Origin of the sequence: Microcoleus sp. F10-B2 (assembly GCF_036704965.1) — a bacterium.
GTDB lineage: Bacteria > Cyanobacteriota > Cyanobacteriia > Cyanobacteriales > Microcoleaceae > Microcoleus.
On sequence record NZ_JAUBTB010000093.1, the window covers coordinates 1 to 21,232 of the forward strand.

A 21,232-nucleotide genomic window follows, 5' to 3' on the forward strand; every position below is an offset into this window, starting at 1 on the left:
CGCGTCATTGGATTTCTCACCGGATGGTCTTGGATTTTACAGTCTTTATCTCTATCACATCTTTAAAAAAATGGTATAAGTCCGGTAGATGCAAAAAAGGGGCAACTCGCGTCGCCCCTGATCTATTTAACCAGCTACAAAATTAAACTTCCACAGCAATCTTTTGTTCCGAAGCCTCCGGGGAATTTGCTTCACTTGGCGGCACAACTTGCCAGAACTTAGGCAAATATTCCGCCCAATTTGCTAAAATCTTCTCAGCTTTCTTGCTACCAGTTCGATCGCGCTGAGCCTCAATCAACTCCTTCAATTGCGCCTCCCCAGCCGCCGTACAAACCCGCTGCACCTTCACAATCTCCCCGTTGACGTGAGCCGGGAAAGTCCCGTCTTCATCGAGGAAATAAGCCAAGCCGCCAGTCATTCCAGCGCCGACATTCCGGCCGACTTTTCCTAACACGACGATCGCGCCGCCAGTCATGTACTCGCAGCAGTGATCGCCCGCACCCTCAATGACTGCTTTCGCCATCGAGTTTCGCACCGCAAACCGTTCGCCAGCTTTACCCGCAGCCAACAGAGTTCCCCCCGTCGCGCCGTACAAACAAGTGTTGCCGACGATCGCATTTTCGGAAGCATCGTAAGTCGCACCAGCCGGCGGTGCGATCGCGATTTCGCCGCCGTGCATCCCTTTACCAACATAGTCATTGGCTTGGCCTGACAGTACCAGCGTCATCCCCGGCAAATTGAACGCGCCGAAGCTTTGGCCCGCGCTACCAGTGAAGTTGAGGGTGATGTGACCGCTAAAGCCGGTGTTGCCGTGTTGCTGTGCGATCGCACCTGCCAAACGCGCCCCCACAGTGCGATCGGTATTCACCAATTTTACACTCTTGCTCACAGTGCCGTGATTGGCGATCGCACTTTGAATCTCAGCATCCGCCAGCAATTCATCGTCTAACACAGGCCCGTTGGTGTGTACGTCGCCGTGGATCAAGAAAGAGCGATCGCTCTTAGTATCCGGTAACTTGGTCAAACAATCCAAATTAATCGCTTGGGTTTTAGTTAGTTTCACCCCCTCGCGCATTTTCAGTAAATCCGCGCGGCCGATGATATCTGCGATCGACTTATAACCCAATTTCGCCAGCAAACTCCGCACTTCTTGCGCTACGAAATAGAAGAAATTAACCACGTGTTCCGGCGTACCGGGGAACCGTTTCCGCAAGTGTTCTTGTTGAGTTGTCACGCCCACCGGACAACTATTCATGTGGCAAACGCGAGCCATAATGCAGCCTTCTGCAATCATTGCCACCGTGCCGAAACCGTACTCTTCGCCGCCCATCAAAGCGCCTACAATCACGTCCCAGCCGCTTTTAAAGCCACCGTCAACGCGGAGTAAAACTCGATCGCGCAATTTATTTTCCATCAACACCCGGTGAACTTCTGTCAAACCGAGTTCCCACGGAGAACCTGCGTGCTTAATCGAACTCAAAGGAGAAGCACCGGTGCCGCCATCGTGGCCGGAAATTTGAATCACATCAGCATTTGCCTTGGCGACACCGGCGGCTACAGTCCCGATGCCGACTTCCGACACCAACTTCACCGAAACTCCTGCTTTTGGATTAATTTGGTGCAAGTCAAAAATCAACTGTGCCAAATCCTCGATCGAATAAATATCGTGGTGAGGAGGAGGAGAAATCAGCGTGACACCCGGTTTCGACCGGCGCAAATAAGCAATGTACTCGCTCACTTTCGCCCCCGGCAATTGACCGCCTTCACCCGGTTTCGCACCTTGTGCGATTTTAATTTCGATTTGTCGGGCGTTCATCAGGTACTCGGGAGTCACGCCGAAACGCCCGGAGGCTACTTGTTTGATGGATGAAGAAGCTGTATCGCCGTTCTGCAAACCTTTCAAGTGAGGTAGCGTTTGTGAGAAACCCGCCGCACTCACATCGTTTAGCACTTTGTAGCGCACCGGGTCTTCGCCACCCTCGCCGGAGTTGGATTTGCCGCCGATGCGGTTCATCGCAATCGCTAGCGTTTCGTGGGCTTCCGGGGACAAAGCGCCGAGGGACATACCGCCGGTGGCAAACCGCTTGACAATATCTGCTACAGATTCTACGTCTTCGATGGCAATGGGAGGGCGATCGCTCACAAAATCCAGCAAATCCCGCAAAGCCGTTACCGGGCGATTTTCGAGCAGTTGCTTGTAAACCTCGTAGTGATCGTAAGCCGTTTCAGAATTTTTGGAACCAATTGGTTCCATTTTTGGTTCGGTCCCATTGCCGTTACCGTTAGTCTGAGCCTTAAAAGTAGTCACAGCCTTGTGCAACGCCTTCGCCATTTCTGGGCTGTTCATGTGATATTCGCCGCCCCGGCGGTACTGCACGAAGCCGTAATTTTCCAGCTTTTTCAGAATCAATTCTGGGAAAGCCTGACTGTGGAAAGACATTACCTCGTTAGCCAGTTCCGCCACACTCAAACCGCCGATCCGGGAAACAGTGCCTTTGAAACCCAAATCGAGCAAATCAGCGCCAATGCCGATCGCCTCAAAGATTTGCCCTCCTTGATAGCTAGACAGCAGCGAAATCCCCATTTTTGACATAATCTTCAGCAGCCCATTTTCCACCGCTGTGCGGTATCTCGCTTGAGCCTGTGTAACGGTAATATTGGGAACTTTGCCGTGCTGCATCAAGTTTTGAGTCTTGGCGTCAGACCACCAGGCGCGCACGCTTTCCAATGCCAAGTAAGGGCAAATAGCCACCGCACCGTAACCCATCAAACAAGCGAAGTGGTGAGTGCTCCAGCACTGGGCAGTATCGACAACTAGGGAAGTTTGCATCCGCAGGCCGACGCTAATTAAGTGGTGGTGAACCGCACCAACTGCCAGGAATGGCGGAATGTAAGTGCATTCTGCACTCAATCCAACAGCAGATAAATCTCCCTCTGCCTTCTCCCCTCTGCCTTCTTCCTTCTTCCTTCTTCCTTCTTCCTTCGATACTCGATCGCTCAAAATCAGAATTCTCGAACCCTCGCGCACGGCCCCGGCCGCCTCTTGACAAAGTTGCTCGACTGCGCTTTTCAAACCGCCAGGCCCGGCGGCAATTTTGTAAAGCGTTGACAATTCGGTAGCTGGGAAAGACTTTTGGTCTTTCAAGAAAGACAGTTCAGCGTCGTTGAGTACGGGGGAATCAATTTTCAGCAGCTTGGCATTTTCCGGTACTGCTTGCAGTAAATTGCCCCGCAGGCCTACATTCATCGTCAGCGACATCACCATCCCCTCGCGCAGGGGGTCGATCGGCGGATTTGTCACTTGAGCGAACCGCTGTTTGAAATAGTTGTACAGCAACTGAGGCTTTTCTGACAACACAGCCAAGGGAACGTCGTCGCCCATGCAGAAAGTCGGTTCTTTCCCAGAACTCGCCATCTCGACGATTACCATGTCCAAATCTTCGGCTGTATAACCGAAAGCAGTTTGGGTTGCCAACAGCGTTTGCGAGTCGAGGGTTGGGGTTTCGGCAAAAGGCTGCGGTTCCAAGATTTCGCGGTTTTGTTTCAGCCATTCGCCGTAGGGGTGCCGCTTAGCAATGCGCTGCTTGAGTTGCCAATTTTTGAGAATTTCGTTGGTTTGCAGGTCAACTGCAATCATTTGTCCGGGCCCCAAACGGCCTTTTTCGACAATATCTGCTTCGGGAATATCGACAACTCCGGCTTCGGAAGCCACAATTACCAAACCGTCTTTAGTAATGCAGTAGCGGGCCGGCCGCAAACCGTTGCGATCGAGCGTAGCACCTACTTGTTTCCCGTCGCTGAATACCAGCAGTGCTGGGCCGTCCCAAGGTTCTTGAATGCCGCTGTAATACTCGTAAAAATCGACAATTTCTGGATAGGGAGCCAAATCCGGCTGATTTTTGTAGGCTTCGGGTACCAGAATTGTCAGGGATTCCAGGGGGGTGCGGCCCGAGTGCACCAACAATTCCATCACGTTGTCCAAGTTTGCCGAATCGCTGCTTTCGGATTTGACAATTGGGTTGAACGTGTCGATGTCGGCTTGACTCCAATTCGGGTGAGATAAATTGGCTTGCCGCGCCTTCATCCAGGTAATATTGCCCAAGAGCGTGTTAATTTCCCCGTTGTGTCCCAGCAAGCGCATCGGCTGGGCTAAGTGCCAGCGGGGCATCGTGTTGGTGCTGAAGCGCCGGTGATAGACGGCAAAGGAGCTTTTATAAGCGGGATTTTTCAGGTCTTCGTAAAATTCTCCCAGTACGGCCGATCGCACCATGCCTTTATAGACGATCGTGCGGCAGGAAAAAGAGCAAGTATAAAATTCTCGGCGGGTGAAGTTGGGGCGATTTGACAGGGCGTGTCCGATCGTCCGGCGCGCCAGAAATAGCTGTCTGTCGAGTTCGTCTCCGGTTAAGTGCGGTGAACTGACTATTACTTGTTCGATTTGAGGTTGATGTTCTAGCGCTTGCTCGCCCAAAACCGACGGTACAATGGGAACTTTGCGCCATCCCAAAAGTGTCAGCCCGCGATCGGCCAGAACTTGCTCGACCACCTGCCGCGCTATAGTCGCTTGAAATTTATCTTGAGACAAAAACAGCATTCCCACGCCGCAGTTTTCCCGTGGGGGAGGCACAATTCCCTGTTCGGCAAACCAAGCATCCAGCAATTCCCAAGGAATCGCGGTCATCAAACCCGCACCGTCGCCGGAATCTCGATCGGCGCTGCAACCGCCGCGGTGTTCCAGACAAGTTAAGGCTGGCAGAGCTTTTTGAATAATTGAGTGGGTAGCTTCGCCGCTTTGGTTGGCAATAAATCCCACACCGCAGGCATCTCTTTCTTCCACTAACCAGCTTTGGCCGGCATAGGGAGTTCCTCGCTGAGTCTGATGCACGTTTCTGTTTGGATCGATCGTGTTACCCATGTTGATTGAATTTTATTTCCGTGATTGTGTGGTGGATGCGTTTTTATAGCTCGGAGAGAGAAAACTGCCGAGCGGTGGGAGCCCAGTAAACTTTAAAACAGCACATTGGAAGCTGATTCGATCAAAATTTACGTTGATGCTGCCTGTACTTAGCACTGAAACCCTGTTTGCAGATTTTAAATTATCTCGCTCGCATCGCTTCGGAGATGTCTCCTAGAATACCCTGCTGTTAAAAAGCAGTGATTCTGCAGGCGGTCGCCGCCCGGAGACTAGATACATTGCAGGCGATTCCCTACGGGATAGCTGCGCTTGTCGAGTTTTTTGTCTGTTTTTTTCCTGAGTCCGCAAGGGTAGCCTTGCAGCGAACACAGGGAGATAGTAACTTTAGCGTTATTTTGCTTGCTGCGCTGTTGAGTTGCTTTCGTCAGCGCCCGCAGACACAAAAGCCACCTGCCCGCTCAGTCGGTAGGTGCAATGTAGCAGCGCGGTTCACAACTGGTGAAACCTGTCTTATTGTGCAGTCAACTCTCGGGCCGCGAACATCAAGTGTATCAAGAAACTGATAAAATTTCACCGATTACAGTCAGAGTTTGCGCGCAACTCTTGTCAGCGATCGTCCAGAACCCACGCTAAGATGCCTGGCCGAAAAACGTTGACAGTTGTCCATAACCCTAATTTGTGTTTTTTGACCCACAAACGTTTGTAACTCATCAATAAAGGCTATTTCAAGGATTTCTGACATATTGTGGAGTATCTGGTAGAGCCAGCGCCGCCTTTTTGAATCAACAATCTCAATCCATTTAGGGCCGATAGTGTCAAAAATCATCCCATAATTATGCCACGCCTGTTAATTAGCTTCTTAAGTTCCTATTCCCTGAACTGCTGTCCTTCAATCAGCTAAAGCTAAGTCATTTTCTACTTAGTCTCAACTGCCATACAAACAGCGATTAGATCGAAAATTAAAGTCTTGTTTTTAAAATCGCTCTTTCATAGTTTGGCATCCAAAATATGTTAAGAAAAATGTAATTCAATGAAGATCGCGGCAGATAGAGCCACAATATTAGATATTAACTCTAAGAAGCTTCTGGCTTGACAAAAGCAGTAGGAATACGTAGGTATGACTAGCATCACAAATATTTTTCTAGGGTATCACATTAACGAGCAAATATACGCAGGTAATCGAACTCTAGTTTATCGCGGCTTTCGGTGTTCAAATGGGCAGCCAGTCGCGATCAAACTTCTGCGAAATGACTTTCCCCGCTTCAACGAACTCGTTCATTTCCGCAACCAGTACATCATTGCTAAAAACTTAAATATCCCCGGCAGTGTTAAGGCATACAGCCTGGAGACTTACCACAACCACTATGCTCTGGTGATGGAAGACTTTGGGGGAATTTCCTTAAGTAGCTACCTCGCTACTCTTGCATCCGATAGCAACGAACCCCTAGAAGGCTTGCCAGTTAACGAGTTTCTTCCGATGGCGATTCAAATTGCCAACGCCCTGGACGGACTTTATCGCCACAGAGTCATCCATAAAGACCTCAAGCCCGCCAACATTCTGATTAACCCGGTCAGCAAAGAAGTCAAGCTGATTGACTTCAGCATCGCTTCCCTGCTGCCTCGCGAAACTCAAGAAATTCAAAATCCCAACGTCCTAGAAGGCACTTTACCCTACATATCTCCAGAACAAACTGGCCGGATGAACCGGGGTATTGACTACCGCACAGATTTCTACTCTTTAGGAGTAACATTCTACGAATTACTAACAGGAAAGTTACCCTTCCAAACAGACGATCCAATGGATTTGGTACACTGCCACCTTGCCAAGCAGCCTATCCCAGTTCATCACCTCAACCAGAGCGTTCCATTGGTGCTGTCTGAGATTGTCAGCAAACTGATGGCGAAGAATGCTGAAGCTCGGTATCAAAGTGCGATCGGACTCAAGTTTGATTTAGAAACTTGTTTGTACCAGTGGCAAGAGACAGGGGCGCTGACTAACTTTAGTATAGGGGAGCGAGATTTGTGCGATCGCTTCATCATCCCCGAAAAATTGTACGGTCGGGAAAGCGAAGTATTCTCCCTGCTAGAGGCGTTTGAGCGCGTGAGTGCGGGAAGCACCGAAATGATGCTCGTTGCCGGTTTCTCCGGCATTGGCAAAACCGCTGTTGTCAACGAAGTTCACAAACCAATTGTGAGACAGCGAGGCTACTTTATTAAAGGCAAATTTGACCAATTCCAACGCAACCTACCCTTTAGTGCTTTTGTCCAAGCTTTTCGCGATTTAATGGGACAAATGCTGTCAGAAACAGATGCTAAAATTGAACAATGGAAGTTGAAAATTTTGGCAGCTTTGAGCGATAGCGCTGGGGCGATAGTTGAAGTCATTCCCGAACTAGAACGGATTATCGGACAGCAACCGCCAGTCCCAGAACTTTCTGGCAGTGCCGCTCAAAATCGCTTCAATTTGTTGTTTGAAAAATTCATTCAAGTCTTCACAACAAAAGAACATCCTTTAGTGATTTTCTTGGACGATTTGCAATGGGCCGACTCAGCATCGTTAAAATTAATTCAACTGCTGATGAGTGCAACCGATAACTGCTATCTCTTATTAATTGGAGCTTATCGGGATAACGAAGTATTTCCAGCGCATCCATTGATGCTGACGTTAGCAGAGATTCAAAAAACTGAAGCAAAGGTGAATACTATTACCTTAGCTCCCCTCGATAGAACCGACGTAAATAGTTTAGTTGCCGATACTCTAGCTTGTTCTACAGCGTTGGCTCTGCCTTTGACAGAACTCGTTTATCAGAAAACCCAAGGCAATCCATTTTTCAGCACGCAATTCCTCAAATCTTTGCATGAAGATGGGCTAATTGAATTTAATTTTGAAGCTCGGTATTGGCAGTGCGATATTGCCCGAGTCCGAACCTTGGCACTAACGGATGATGTAGTAGAATTCATGGCACTTCAGTTGCGAAAGTTGCCAACCAGGACACAGGAAGTTTTAAAGTTAGCTGCTTGTATTGGCAATCAGTTCGATTTGGCGACGTTAGCAATTGTTGATGAAAATTCGCCAGTAGAAACCGCAACAGCTTTATGGAAGGCACTACAAGACGGGCTAATTTTACCTGTGAGCGAGGTTTACAAGTTTTATCAAGCAGAAGGGAATAGCGAATTAGTAATCGGGAATGGGAAGGAATTTGACCAATTATCAATTACCCACGACCAATTAGCCAAGTACAAATTTTTACACGATCGCGTCCAACAAGCTGCCTATTCCCTGATTCCTGAAGACCAAAAGCGATCGACTCACTTAAAAATAGGTCAACTGCTGTTAAAGAATACGCCAGAAGTTGAACGAGAAGAAAGAATATTTGATATTGTCAACCACTTGAATGTGGGAGTTGAGCTAATCACCCAGGAAGTAGAACGCGAGCAATTAGCACGGTTGAATCTGTTTGCGGGAAAGAAAGCTAAAGCTTCAACAGCCTACGCTGCTGCTACTGAATATTTCAACGCGGGAAGGGAATTACTGACAACTAATAGCTGGGAAAGTCAGTATCAAATCACTTTAGCGCTGCATGAGGAAGCAGCAGAAGTGGCATATCTGAACGGCGATTTTGACCAGATGCAGAGATTGGCGAATTTAGTATTGCAACAAGCTATATCGCTACTGGACAAAGTGAAGGTGTACGAAGTCCAGATTCTAGCTTATATGGCTCAGAACAAACTGCTAGAAGCAGTTAATACGGGGCTGCAAGTCTTAAAGCAGTTGGGAGTAGAATTTCCTGACTCGCCAAACCCATCTGATATTGGGCAAGCACTAGGGGAAACCGCGTCAGTTTTGAGCGGAACGCGAATTGAGGATTTAATTGACCTGCCTCAAATGACCGACCCTCATCAACTAGCAACTATAAAGATTCTGTCAAGCATATTTTCTCCTTGCTACTTTGCAGTTCCGCCACTGGTGCCTTTAGTAGTTTGCAAACAGATCAATTTATCCGTTCAATATGGCAATGCTTCTGTGTCTCCGTTTTCTTATGCCATATATAGTCTTCTTCTTTGTGGGGTTATAGGAGATATAGATTCGGGCTATCAGTTCGGTCAATTAGCTTTACGTCTATTGTCAAAATTGAATGCTCAAGACATCGCAACCAAGACTCTCCACATGGTGCCTGCTGGCGTTCAACATTGGAAAGAACACGTCAGGAATACCTTAGAATGTTTCCTGTCAAGTTACTCTAGTGGGTTGGAAACCGGAGATTTAGAATATGCTGGCTATGCCATCGTGGTGTACAGCTACTACTCGTATTTTGCTGGCAAGCAACTGACGCAGCTTGAGCGAGAGATAGCAACTTACTGGGAGGCAATTCTTAAAATTAAGCAAGAAACATCGCTTCACCCTATAGAAATCTGGTGGCAATCCGTCTTAAACACGATCGGAAAAACCCAAAATCCATGCCAGTTAAAGGGGGAAGCCTACGACGAAGAGAAAATGCTGCCGCTACATCAGCGCAACAACTACCAGTTGGCACTTCTTTACTTTTACTTGAGCAAACTTGTGCTTTGTTATGTATTTGAGAATTACTCGCAAGCGCTGGAAAATCTTACTCAAGCCGAAAATTATTTGGGTGCAGTTACAAGTCAGCTAGCTGTTCCTATCTTCTATTTCTACGATTCTCTAGTGCGGTTGGCGGTGTACTCGGATACTCCAGAGTCAGAACAACAGGAAATTCTCGTTCGCGTACAAGCTAATCAAGAAAAAATGCAAAACTGGGCGCATCATGCCCCCATGAATCATCTGCACAAATTCTATCTAGTGGAGGCAGAACGGCATCGGATTTTAGGTGAAAAAATCGCAGCAATTGAGATGTATGACAAGGCGATCGCCCTCGCTAAAGAAAACGAGTACATCAACGAAGAAGCACTGGCTCACGAACTCGCAGCTAAATTCTACTTGGAATGGGGGAAAGAAAAACTTGCAAAACCCTATTTAATTGATGCTTATTACGCCTACGCTCGTTGGGGAGCCAAAGCAAAGATTGACCATCTAGAACAGCGCTACCCCCAATTACTGGCTCCCATTCTGCAACAGGAGCGAAGTCGCCAGTATCCGAGCGAAACAATTCACACCTCCAGCAATAGTGAATCATCCCTATCTAACACGAATAGAACACTTATCGGTAACACCAGCAGCAGTTCGGAATTAGTAGATTTGCCGACAGTTATCAAAGCTTCTCAAGCTCTATCTAGTGAAATTAAACTCGATCAATTGCTCACTACCCTGATGCAAGTGGTGGTGAAGAATGCCGGAGCACAAACCGGAGTATTAATTTTGAATGAAGAGGGAAACTGGAGGATAAACGTCCACTGCACAAACCGTCAAGACTGCCTTTTGCAATCTATTCCGGTTGAGGAGAGCGAAGTAATTCCTCTAACACTTATCAACTACGTCAAACGTACAAAAGAAACCCTAGTTTTTGATGATGCTAGCACTCAACCAAGATTGGCATCTGACCCCTACATTATCCAACAGCAATCTAAGAGTATCCTCTGCACTCCCATCCTTTATCAAGGCAAGATGATGGGGATTTTGTATCTGGAAAATAATCTAGCAACAGGAGTATTCACGCGCGATCGCGTCGCCATCCTCAACATCCTCTGCTCGCAAGCTGCAATTTCCTTACAGAACGCCCGACTGTATCAGCAATCCCAGGAATATGCCCAAAAACTGGAGCAGTCTATCCACGATCTCAAACAGATGCAGTTGCAATTGGTGCAGGGTGAGAAAATGTCGGCTCTGGGAAATTTAGTCGCAGGGGTAGCCCACGAAATTAACAATCCCGTAGGCTTTATCGCCGGCAACTTGCAACCCGCTCAAGAATATGTCGGGGATTTATTCAATTTGATCGATCTTTATCAAGAAAAATTTCCCGATCCGGGAGGGGAAATTGAAGCAGAAATTGAGGATATGGACTTGGAGTATTTGCGAGAAGATTTGCCCAAATTGATTGGCTCGATGCAGGAGGGAGTCGAGCGCATCCGCAATATCAGTACGAGTTTGAGAACGTTTTCCAGGGCAGATAGCGATCGACCCGTTGCTTTCAATATTCACGACGGACTCGAAAGCACTCTGCTGATTCTCAAGCACCGTTTAAAAGCCAGCGAGTTTCGCCCTGCCATTGAAGTTGTGAAAGAGTATGGTGATTTGCCCCTCGTGAAATGCTTTCCCGGACAGTTAAACCAGGTATTTATGAACGTACTCGCAAATGCCATTGACGCTCTGGAGGAGTCAAATAAGGGGCGCAGTTTTAGTGAAATTAAAGCCCGACCCAATCAAATCACGGTTCAAACTGCTCTGAGCGAAGACAACAATCAGGTTTTGATTCGGATTAAGGATAATGGAGAGGGGATGTCGAACGAAGTCAAGGAAAACATCTTTAACCACTTATTCACAACCAAGTCTGTGGGTCAAGGAACTGGATTGGGATTGTCTATAGCCCGCCAAATTGTTGTGGAAAAACATGGAGGTACGTTACTCGTGAATTCCTGCCTGGGCCAGGGTTCGGAGTTTGTAATTTCTATTCCGGGGTGAGCAGTTCGTGCTAGGCTTTAGCGCAATTAGCGCCGTTTAGTAACAAGAAACATACGGATATTCCGGGTTTCTAGATACCCATGCGTTTAGGAATGAAATTGTGAGTTGTAAGCTGTGAAATGTAATTTGTCATGTTGGCGTTCAATATTGTCAGTCTCGATTTTACCCGTACTGGCGATCGCCCCGTCTTTGCTCTGGAATCAACCCGGAAGAGCACAAAAGGGGGAGGGGGCTGGGTTGATTCATGCTTTGAGAACCAGCCAGGGAATGAATTCCCTGGCTGATAGCGAAAGTCAGTTAAAACTCACATCTTGCACCATTCTTAAGAACAGGCAAGATGCCTGTTCCACAAAGAGTAGATTTTCTTGTGGAACGGGCATCTTGCCCGTTCATAAAAGGCTTATTGACAATGGTGCAACATCTCAGTTAAAACCGACTGAAATATTGACCTATAATCCTCTTGAGAGGACTTCAGCTATGAGACAGGGGTTGAAACCCCTGTCGGACTATAGGTTTTTGACTCAATCCCTACCGCCAGCTTCCAGAATCAAACAAGGCCGCCAAGTTTCTCTAAACGGCCGCATTCTGCCCCTAGCTTGGACTCAGCAGCCGGCAAACACCACTTCTGCGAATTTCCGAACTTGGATTGCTGACGTTGGATTGATGCAAAGTGCGGGAGTGGATTTGCTCAACAGCGCCGACAGTGCCAAACAACCGGTGCAGTGGTTTTCGGTATCTTTAACCGGCGCTCAAAGCTTAGCAGCGCGGGCAACCGGGCCCTATCGCTATTTAGATGTTACCGATTTTGCTAGACTTGCCGGCTGGCAGATATCTGCTGATGGAAATATTCTAAAAATTACCTCTCAAACTGCAAGTGTTACCGGAATTCGGCAAGCAGAAAAAGAATGGGGCGATCGCATTTTTGTAGATATCGATCGCCCCGCCCCTTGGCAAGTTAACTTTGTCGGTACACCGAGCCCGTCTCCGACACCCACACCGCCAGATACCCCGGACGACCCCACAACGCCAGCTATCCCGCAAACTATAACCCCCGCAGCGCCAAACCTCGAAACACCAGACGATCCGACCAAACCCGCTCTCCCGCTGCAAATAATGCCCGCAAAACCGATCGCCGGTCAAGAATGGTCGATCGCGATCGATGCCAAAGTCGATCGCAATGCGGTCGATCGCACTTTTGCAACCAGCCAACAATTGCTATCACTAAAAGTCGAACCTGCTGGCGATCGAACCACAGTCAAAGTGACAATTCCTTTAGGTTGGCGGCCGCAAGTTTTCAGCTTGGGAAATCCGAATCGATTAGTTATCGACATTCGGCCCGATTCGTTAGTAGAAAAAAACATTCTTTGGGCACAGGGAGTCAGATGGCGGCAGCAGTATCAAAATTTAGGAACTGCGCGTTTTCCCGTAGTTTGGTTAGAAGTTAATCCGCGTCAAACAGGTGTAAAAATTCGACCGCTTCTGAGCAATCCGCCGACAGATAAAGACACTGCACCTCTATTGCAAACAGCAGAAGTTTCGGGAACGGCGGCGGCAATTAATGCAGGGTTTTTCAATCGAATTAATCGGTTAGCTTTAGGGGCAATTAGGCGCGAGAATAAATGGCTTTCCGGGCCGATTTTGAACCGGGGGGCGATCGCCTGGAACGATCGGGGCGAATTTGTCATCAATCGTTTGACTTTGCAAGAAACTTTGATAACTCCTGCAAATCAGCGTTTGCCTGTTTCTCATCTAAATAGTGCCTACGTACAATCGGGAATCGGTCGCTACAATCCCGATTGGGGAGCGACTTACACTCCGTTGTCTGAAAATGAGATAGTTGTCACAGTTGCAGGCGATTCCCTACCGGATAGCTTCGCTTCACGAGTTGTCAGCCAATCCCCCGGAGGTGCGGCGGGAACAACAACTTTTCCCATTCCTGCTAACGGTTATATTTTGGCTTTGCGTACCGATTTTTCCCCTGTACCTGAACTTTCGAGCGGCACTTTATTGCGTTTGGAAACTAACACAATTCCTGCGGATTTCAACCGTTTTCCTTACATTTTAGGCGGCGGGCCGGTGTTAGTTCAAAACAGTCAAGTTGTGCTGGATGCGAAGGCGGAAGGGTTTAGCGATGCCTATGTTCGACAGACAGCAATTAGAAGTGCGATCGGGCGAACTGCTGCGGGGAATTTGCTGATTGTAGCGGTGCACAATCGCGCGGGCGGGGCGGGGCCAACTTTCGCAGAACTGGCGCAGATATTGCAGCAAATGGGTGCTGTTGAGGCTTTAAATTTGGATGGGGGAAGTTCGACGAGTTTGTATTTGGGAGGTAGTTTGCTCGATCGACCTCCGTCAACTGCTGCGAGAGTTCATAATGCGATCGGTATTTTCATTCAACCATAAACCGTCACCTTAAATTGTCGGCAAATTGTCGGTAAATTCTCAGCGTTTAGAAACCGCTACTGCACAAACAAAGTTCACCTACGCGCACTGGGAACTGGAGTTTAGACGCACCTTACAGTTAAACTTTTTTAATGACGTTACTGGACAAAATGGGGTGTCGGGACACGCGGCGGCAAAATTATGCTAGATGGGGATTTTTGAGGGTTGTGAGCCTGTCAGCCTCAAATTTAAGACTGATTAGCCGATCGACCCACCAGATATGGGAAAATCAATCAGCGTCTGCCGGTAAACCTCCGGCAATCCGGTGTCAAAACACCGCCCTTGCACAACATAACCAGTCATTCCCTCGAACTGCCGCAATTTATCCAAACAGGAAGTTAACTGGAATTCGCCTCTTTCTCGAAAATTGCCATTAATATGTTCCGCCAAATAATCAAATATTTTAGGATCGAGGACATACATCCCAAACATTGATAAAAATGAATCATCCGCCATTCCTTCTACGCTTAAATGCTGCCGCGCATACTCGATATCCGGCTTTTCGTAAAGTTGCGTCACAGACAAAATAGAATCTTGTTCCTGCCAAACTCCCGCCGCGCAGCCGTAGTGATGAATTACCTCACCTGGTGTTACTCTCAAACCAATTACGCTTTGCTGCACTTGCGAGTAAATATCCAATAGCTGGCGCGCGCAAGAACTTTCAGTTTGCGAGGAGTAAATGTGGTCGCCCAAAAGCAGGAGAAATGGCTCGTTGTTCGCCCATTCTTTAGCACAAAATACCGCGTGGCCGAATCCTTCCTGAACATCTTGAGTCAGAATTGTCACTTTCTGGCCCAAATCTTGTAAGTATTGGCTGTATTGCTTATTTTGCAGAGACAATTTTTGGAAAAGTTCTGGAGACGGGGGAGTTTTAAAGAAATCTTCAAAAAAAGTGCGATCGCCCTTTTGCACCACTATACCAACTTCTTCGATTCCCGCGCTCAAAGCTTCTTCCACAATTGCCAAAATTATCGGTTTAGCGCGGCCGTCGCGATCTATAATTGGAAAGAATTCTTTCTTGACTGCCTTAGTAGCCGGAAACATCCGAGTACCGAAACCAGCGGCCGGAATCACGGCTTTGCGGACTCTGTACTGAGAACGGATTGTCAGTTTCAGACATTCCATCTCGGGGAAATCGCTGTTTATAATATCGATAACTTGCTGCTGGCTGTCCTCATCTTTCACGATAAACTGCGCCGTGCCGTCTCCTTGAGAACCTACTCCCTTCCCTCCCAAAATATAAGGCTGAATCGGTGGATAGTTTAGGATTTCGTGCAAAACTGGAGCAGTTAATTGTCGCGGACAAGCGGTGATTAAATACCTGTCAAATTCCCTCTGGGCAACTTTCATCAACTCGCCGATTTTAACTGCATCTCCCTGCTGTAAAGCGGAGGCCGCAGCTTGGGTAATTTGAGAACTAATTGCACCGAGATATTCCTGCACGTTTTCTTGAACTTCATTCGCCGCAAACGGGTAAGCCTGATTGAGGCTTGCCAGAATTTCTTGAGTATTTTTGCTAGCGCCCAAATCAACGATTACAAAAAACAAATCTTTGGCAACTTTTAGCTCAACAACATCCATTTCCGTGCCGTCAAAAATCATCATTATCGGGCGATTTCCATAGGCACAACCCTGATCCATGCGGCCGCAGCGCGAAGGTGTTGCAGTCTCCCCTAGATAAGCCATTTCCATTTCGGCGCGGACGTTCATTTTTAAATCGTACAAGCGATTGAAAGCGCGGGCTACTAACACGCAAATTGCAGCACTTGATGACAAGCCTTTCTGAATTGGCAAATCTGTTAAATAATTGTCAATTTCTAGTCCTCTCACGCCGCAGTGCGAGAGAAATTGATAAGCAACACCGGCTGCATAACTGAAAAAAGTTCCTGTTTGTGCCTCAGCAAGCAGAGCATTTTTTTCCATCGGGAGTGCAGCTTCAATTTTTGTGCCGTCATTTAAAGCAGCCCGCAAAATTAAGTGTGTGGGATGTTGGTTAACTTCGGCATAAATTCCTTGATTTGTACTGGCAATCAGAGTGCAGCCTTTTTCGATAGCGGGATTGCGCGGGCGATAACCTGCGGCCCAATCGCTGTGTTCGCCAAACAAACAAAGGCGGCCTGGCACAAAAAGTTTCATTGCATCTATCTAAGGGTATCTATATTGCGATTACTTTAACCTGAAATGCAGATATTTTAATAAAATTCGATCGTCCTCTGGGTTGATGTAAGTGGCTGGCGCAATTTGTTTTAATAAATGTAAAGTTAGAGTTGAAGGGACAATTTCAATGCGTAAGTTAAACATAGGTCTATCTGACGAGCAGCGTGCAGGCGTTATCGAACTGTTGAATCACGACCTGGCAGATGCTTATCTCCTGTTAATCAAAACCAAAAAGTATCACTGGGATGTAGTGGGCCCGCAGTTTAGATCGCTCCACCAGTTGTGGGAAGAACACTATCAGGCGTTAACACTAAATATCGATGCTATGGCCGAACGGGTGAGAACTTTAGGTGGCTATCCAATTGGTACTGCTGAGGGTTTTCTGAAGTATGGTTCGATTAAAGAACATATCGGCGATTTGCCTTTGGCTACGGAAATGGTATCGCGTTTAGTTGACGACCACGAACTGATTATTCGCAATCTCCGCCAACACGTCGAACAGTGCGCTGAAGAGTTTAAGGATGACGGAACCGCAGACTTTTTGACTGGTTTAATGGAACAGCACGAACAAATGGCTTGGATGCTGCGATCGTTTATTGAAGGGGAATCTATTTCGCCCGACGGTAAGCAGCCGAAAGCTCAAACCGCTACAGCTTCTCACGCTTAGAGATATCTAAGTAGAAGGAAGAAGCAAAAATTTATTTCCGTTGATTTAACTCTCTTCCATAGCTTGCCTCAAAAACCAGGTTTCTTTAAGAAATCTGGTTTTTGATATTGGGTTTATTTGCGTTATCGGTTGGCAAAATTATTGAATCGCATTCTTTCATAAACCTGGGACGGGAGCATTTTATGAATCACGGTTCGCGTCTTGATGGTGGAAATTGTTGTGCCTTCAGTATCTGTTGGTGTTGATTTTAAATCTGACCGAGATGGAGTAACTGGTGAAAGTAGAATCTTTAATATACTTTCTATTGATAAAATGTAGAAATTATGGCGCAAGAGAGTCATGAATAAATCTTCTCGAAAAGCTCGATACAGCCAAAATAACGTACTGCGATGGTTGCCGTTACGGTTGCTTTTAATGGCTAAATTGTATAGATAAAAACTGCTGTTAGACCAGCGATAAATATTGGCAGGAATTTCAGGATGCCGCTCCCGGACATCTGCCATAATTAGAGAGTGAGATTTGGCCATTGCTGCATAGTTGCAAGACATACTGCTGGAAATCTGTCGGTAGCCCACTAAAAATTCTGGCACTACTTTAAATTGATAATGCTCGGCGATGCGGAGAAAAAGTTCCAAGTCTTCGCAGCCTTGGGCGTTTTCGGCTTTCAATTGACAATTGTAACCGCCGACTCTCTCGAAACAAATGCGGCGGATCAGAGATGAACTCGCATTACCCATAAAATATTTATAAACTAAAGCTTTGTATACTTCTCCTTCGACGGTGGAGTTGTAAAATCCACCTGTGAATAAGTCTTTTTCGTTGATATCAAGTGACCAGGAATAGACAACTCCTACGGATTGTTCTGATTTAATTAAGCATTCGACTTGTTTTTCTAGGTTTTGCGGGTACCAAATATCATCGGCATCAATGGGAGCTATATATTCGCCTTTGGATTTTTCAATTGCTAGGTTGCGGGCGGCGGCTACGCCGGCATTGGATTGCTGGAATAACTTGACTCGGCTATCTTTTTGAGCAAAAGATTTGACGATTTCGGGTGTTGTATCTGTAGAGCCGTCGTCTACTACTAAAACTTCTATGTTTTGATAAGTTTGAGATAAAACAGATTCTAATGTTTTAACGATAAATTTTTCAGCGTTGAAAGCTGGTATAATTACCGAAACTAATGGGTGATTTAAATTGTTTAGGGAGGTGTCCATGTAATATAAAAACTGGTTTATGTAAAAGTTTTGCCTCAAAGGGATCTAGCTAAGGGTATGTTAGCAAATTACGAAAGCCCGATCGTACACCGTCGGAAATTTTAAGACCTATATTTAAAATATATTGCCAAAAGTCCTAATATGTGAATTGACGCCGAAGTCGGGATAGAGACTTGGCTCAGGAGTCACTCGCAGATGAGGTCTGTAAAAGAAACTGTACCGGACAAGTCCTGACAGCCTGCGGGTTTCCGTACAAAGTATGTTTGATTTTATACGGCGTGCTTACTTATAAAATCACAGTCTTGTGCGGTGCAACACAGCCGCACAAAAATGCTGCTGGTGCTTTTTCGCAAGTTTACACAAACAATCCTATATTTAAAGATTTTGTAAAGCTGTTGTCTGCATCAGGTCAGCCTCAGCAAGATATGGCGTAGAATACAGGTATGAATGGGTAAAAATTTAATAGAGAATGCCAGCAAAAAATTTAGTTGAATGCAAACAGCAATCGAGTTATAAATAAAAAAGTAGAGCTAATTTTACCCTTCGTAAAGTAGCAACAATAAAATTCAAGCAAATTTTGGTTCCTGCAATTTAAACAATTTAGGTAATGATTTCTACCGCCGATCCCACTGTATCCGTCATTATCCCAGTCCACAACGGGGGCGCTTACTTCCGTACCTGTTTGTCAAAACTGGCTCAAGCTGTGCCCAGACCGATCGAGATTATTGTAGTCGCAGATGGCGAAAGCGACGGTTCCTGGCGTCTGGCCAAGGAATTCGGCGCCAAAGTCATCAGGATTCCCGAATGCGGGGGGCCAGCGCGGGCAAGGAATTTGGGTGCCCAAGCTGCGAAGGGAGATATTCTGTTTTTTGTGGATGCTGATGTCGCTGTTTGTCCAGAAGCTGTGGGCTATGCGATATCGGTGTTCAAAAATAACCCCTACTTGGCTGCTTTCATCGGCTCTTACGACGATGCTCCTGGAGATCCCGATTTTTTATCGCAGTACAGGAACTTGCTGCACCACTACGTGCACCAAACAGGTAATGAAGAAGCTTCAACTTTTTGGGGAGCTTGCGGAGTGATTCGCCGGGAAATTTTTTTGCAGATGGGTGGTTTTAATGAGAGTTACCGCCAAGCTTCGATCGAAGATATTGAGCTCGGCTACCGTTTGAAACAAGCAGGTTATAACATTCGGCTGTGCAAAACATTGCAGGTGAAGCATTTAAAGCGGTGGGAACCGATGGGGATGCTGAAAGCGGACTTTTTCTACCGAGCGCTGCCTTGGACAGAACTGATTTGGCGCGATCGCAAATTGAATAACGACCTCAATTTGCAAGTTTCAAACCGGATCAGCGTGATTTTAACTTATGCAGTGCTGCTGGCAGTTTTGGGGACGTGCTGGTCGCTGAGCTTTCTGCTGCTGGCTGCCTTGCTGGCAATACCACTGGTAGCAATTAATGCACAGCTTTACCGATTTTTTCACCGCAAACACGGTATCGTATTTGCTCTGAAAACAATTCCTTGGCACTGGCTTTTCTACTTTTACAGCGGACTGGCATTTGCGATCGGCACTGGTCGCTACTTATACCAAAAAAAGCCGTTGACTGGCAAAGTTAGCTTGCCAGTATCCGCTCAATAAATCAAGGCCAATCGTCCTTCAACATCAGGTCGGTCGATAGTTTCTCAGGGTATTCACGGGTGCATCTATCACTTTGACAAGTTATAAATAACTGTATAGTTCGATTCAAAAGCTGGAGGTAGGCTGAGTGAAACATTATCCTGTTGCGATCGTCGGTGCAGGTCCTGCGGGCTTGACTGCTGCCTACGAGCTAGTCAAGCAAGGCATCATCCCTGTTGTACTAGAAAAAGGTGATAAAGTTGGGGGAATAGCTCGCACCGAAAGCTACAAAGGCTATCGTTTCGACATTGGCGGCCACCGCTTTTATACTAAAGTTGAAGCCGTGCAGCAGTTGTGGCAAGAGGTACTGGGAAATAAGTTTATTAAAGTGCCGCGATTGTCGCGAATTTTTTATCGAGGTAAATTTTTTAACTATCCGATCAGTGCCTTCAATACTCTCTTTAATTTGGGAATAATTGAGAGTACGCTGATTATTTTGAGTTATCTGAAAGTTAGAATTTGGCCGCTTCGGGAAGAAAAAACTTTTGAACAGTGGGTGATCAATCGTTTTGGCGAACGCTTGTATAAAACATTTTTTAAGACTTACACTGAAAAAGTTTGGGGCATTCCTTGTTCGGAAATTCAAGCAGATTGGGCGGCGCAGCGGATTAAAGGATTGTCCCTGACGACAGCTATTATTAATGCTTTGTTTGGCAGCAACGACACCAAAACATTAATCAAAGAGTTTGATTATCCGGCTTTGGGCCCGGGGATGATGTGGGAAAAGTTCGCGGAAGCTGTGGAAAATAAAGACGGCAAAGTTTATCTCGATACTAAAGTGATTAGCTTTGAACGTGAAGGGAATAAAATTAAAAGTATTACTGCCGAGCAGAACGGAGAATTAGTTCAATATTCGGCGGATAATTTTATTACGAGTATGCCGATATCTGCACTGGTAGCAAGACTGAAGCCGCAGCCGCCAGAAGAGGTGTTGCACGCCGCGCGATCGCTCAAGTATCGAGATTTTTTGATTGTATCGCTGATTGTCGATCGCAAGGATTTGTTTCCTGACAACTGGATTTACATTCACTCCCCCGAAGTCAAAGTGGGACGAATTCAAAACTTTAAGAATTGGAGCGCCGCTTTAGTTCCCGACGCCAGCAAAAGTTGTTTGGGAATGGAATATTTCTGTAGCGTAGGCGACGAGATTTGGGAAATGTCGGACGCGGAACTTGTCGAATTAGCAACTCGCGAGTTGGTTGGTTTGGGTTTAGCAACAACTGCCGAGGTTGAAGATGGAGTTGTCATACGGCAACTTAAAGCTTATCCAGTTTATGATGGGGAATATCGCGGACACTTGCAGGTACTTGAAGGTTTTTTGAAGGGAATTGAGAATTTGCAGACGATCGGGCGCAACGGTATGCACCGATACAACAACCAAGACCATTCCATGCTGACGGGGATGCTGGCTGTGAGAAATATTCTCGGCGAAAAGCACGATTTGTGGGACGTGAATACTGAGCGATCGTACTATGAAGATTTTAGTGTCGATCGCTCAAAAGAAAAGAAGGATTCGGATTTGATTTCGCAGTCTAGTTGATATTTTTGGAACTATGGCGAT

At 46.6% G+C, this 21,232-nt stretch carries 8 protein-coding genes; 5 read left to right on the forward strand and 3 right to left on the reverse strand.

Annotation, left to right across the window (positions count from 1 at the left end; translation table 11 throughout):
* Positions 1-142: 142 nt before the first annotated feature.
* On the reverse strand, positions 143-4,915 hold the full coding sequence (locus QUA99_RS26635; protein WP_333244800.1) for a glutamate synthase-related protein: 4,773 nt from the start codon (positions 4,913-4,915) through the stop codon (positions 143-145).
* A 1,117-nt stretch (positions 4,916-6,032) separates the two neighbouring features.
* On the opposite strand from QUA99_RS26635, the gene QUA99_RS26645 reads away from it, so the two are divergent.
* Together QUA99_RS26645 and QUA99_RS26650 are read left to right on the forward strand one after the other, a co-directional pair.
* Entirely contained in the window at positions 6,033-11,510 is a 5,478-nt protein-coding gene (locus tag QUA99_RS26645) for an AAA family ATPase (RefSeq protein ID WP_333381601.1), read from the forward strand.
* 114 nt (positions 11,511-11,624) lie between these two features.
* Positions 11,625-13,913, forward strand: coding sequence for a phosphodiester glycosidase family protein (locus QUA99_RS26650; protein ID WP_445251044.1), 2,289 nt, complete (start codon positions 11,625-11,627; stop codon positions 13,911-13,913).
* Positions 13,914-14,150: 237 nt separating this feature from the next.
* Here QUA99_RS26650 and QUA99_RS26655 read toward each other — a convergent pair whose 3' ends face one another.
* A complete protein-coding gene (locus QUA99_RS26655; protein ID WP_333244147.1) occupies positions 14,151-16,088 on the reverse strand; it encodes a sugar phosphate nucleotidyltransferase in 1,938 nt (645 codons plus the stop codon).
* Positions 16,089-16,236: 148 nt separating this feature from the next.
* On the opposite strand from QUA99_RS26655, the gene QUA99_RS26660 reads away from it, so the two are divergent.
* A complete protein-coding gene (locus tag QUA99_RS26660; protein ID WP_333244149.1) occupies positions 16,237-16,776 on the forward strand; it encodes a Dps family protein in 540 nt (179 codons plus the stop codon).
* A 122-nt stretch (positions 16,777-16,898) separates the two neighbouring features.
* On the opposite strand, the gene QUA99_RS26665 is transcribed toward QUA99_RS26660, so the two are convergent.
* On the reverse strand, positions 16,899-17,993 hold the full coding sequence (locus QUA99_RS26665) for a glycosyltransferase family 2 protein (protein ID WP_333244152.1): 1,095 nt from the start codon (positions 17,991-17,993) through the stop codon (positions 16,899-16,901).
* A 607-nt stretch (positions 17,994-18,600) separates the two neighbouring features.
* Here QUA99_RS26665 and QUA99_RS26670 point away from each other — a divergent pair.
* Entirely contained in the window at positions 18,601-19,632 is a 1,032-nt protein-coding gene (locus tag QUA99_RS26670; protein ID WP_333244155.1) for a glycosyltransferase family 2 protein, read from the forward strand.
* A gap of 127 nt (positions 19,633-19,759) precedes the next feature.
* A complete protein-coding gene (locus tag QUA99_RS26675; RefSeq protein ID WP_333244157.1) occupies positions 19,760-21,211 on the forward strand; it encodes an NAD(P)/FAD-dependent oxidoreductase in 1,452 nt (483 codons plus the stop codon).
* Positions 21,212-21,232 lie beyond the last annotated feature (21 nt).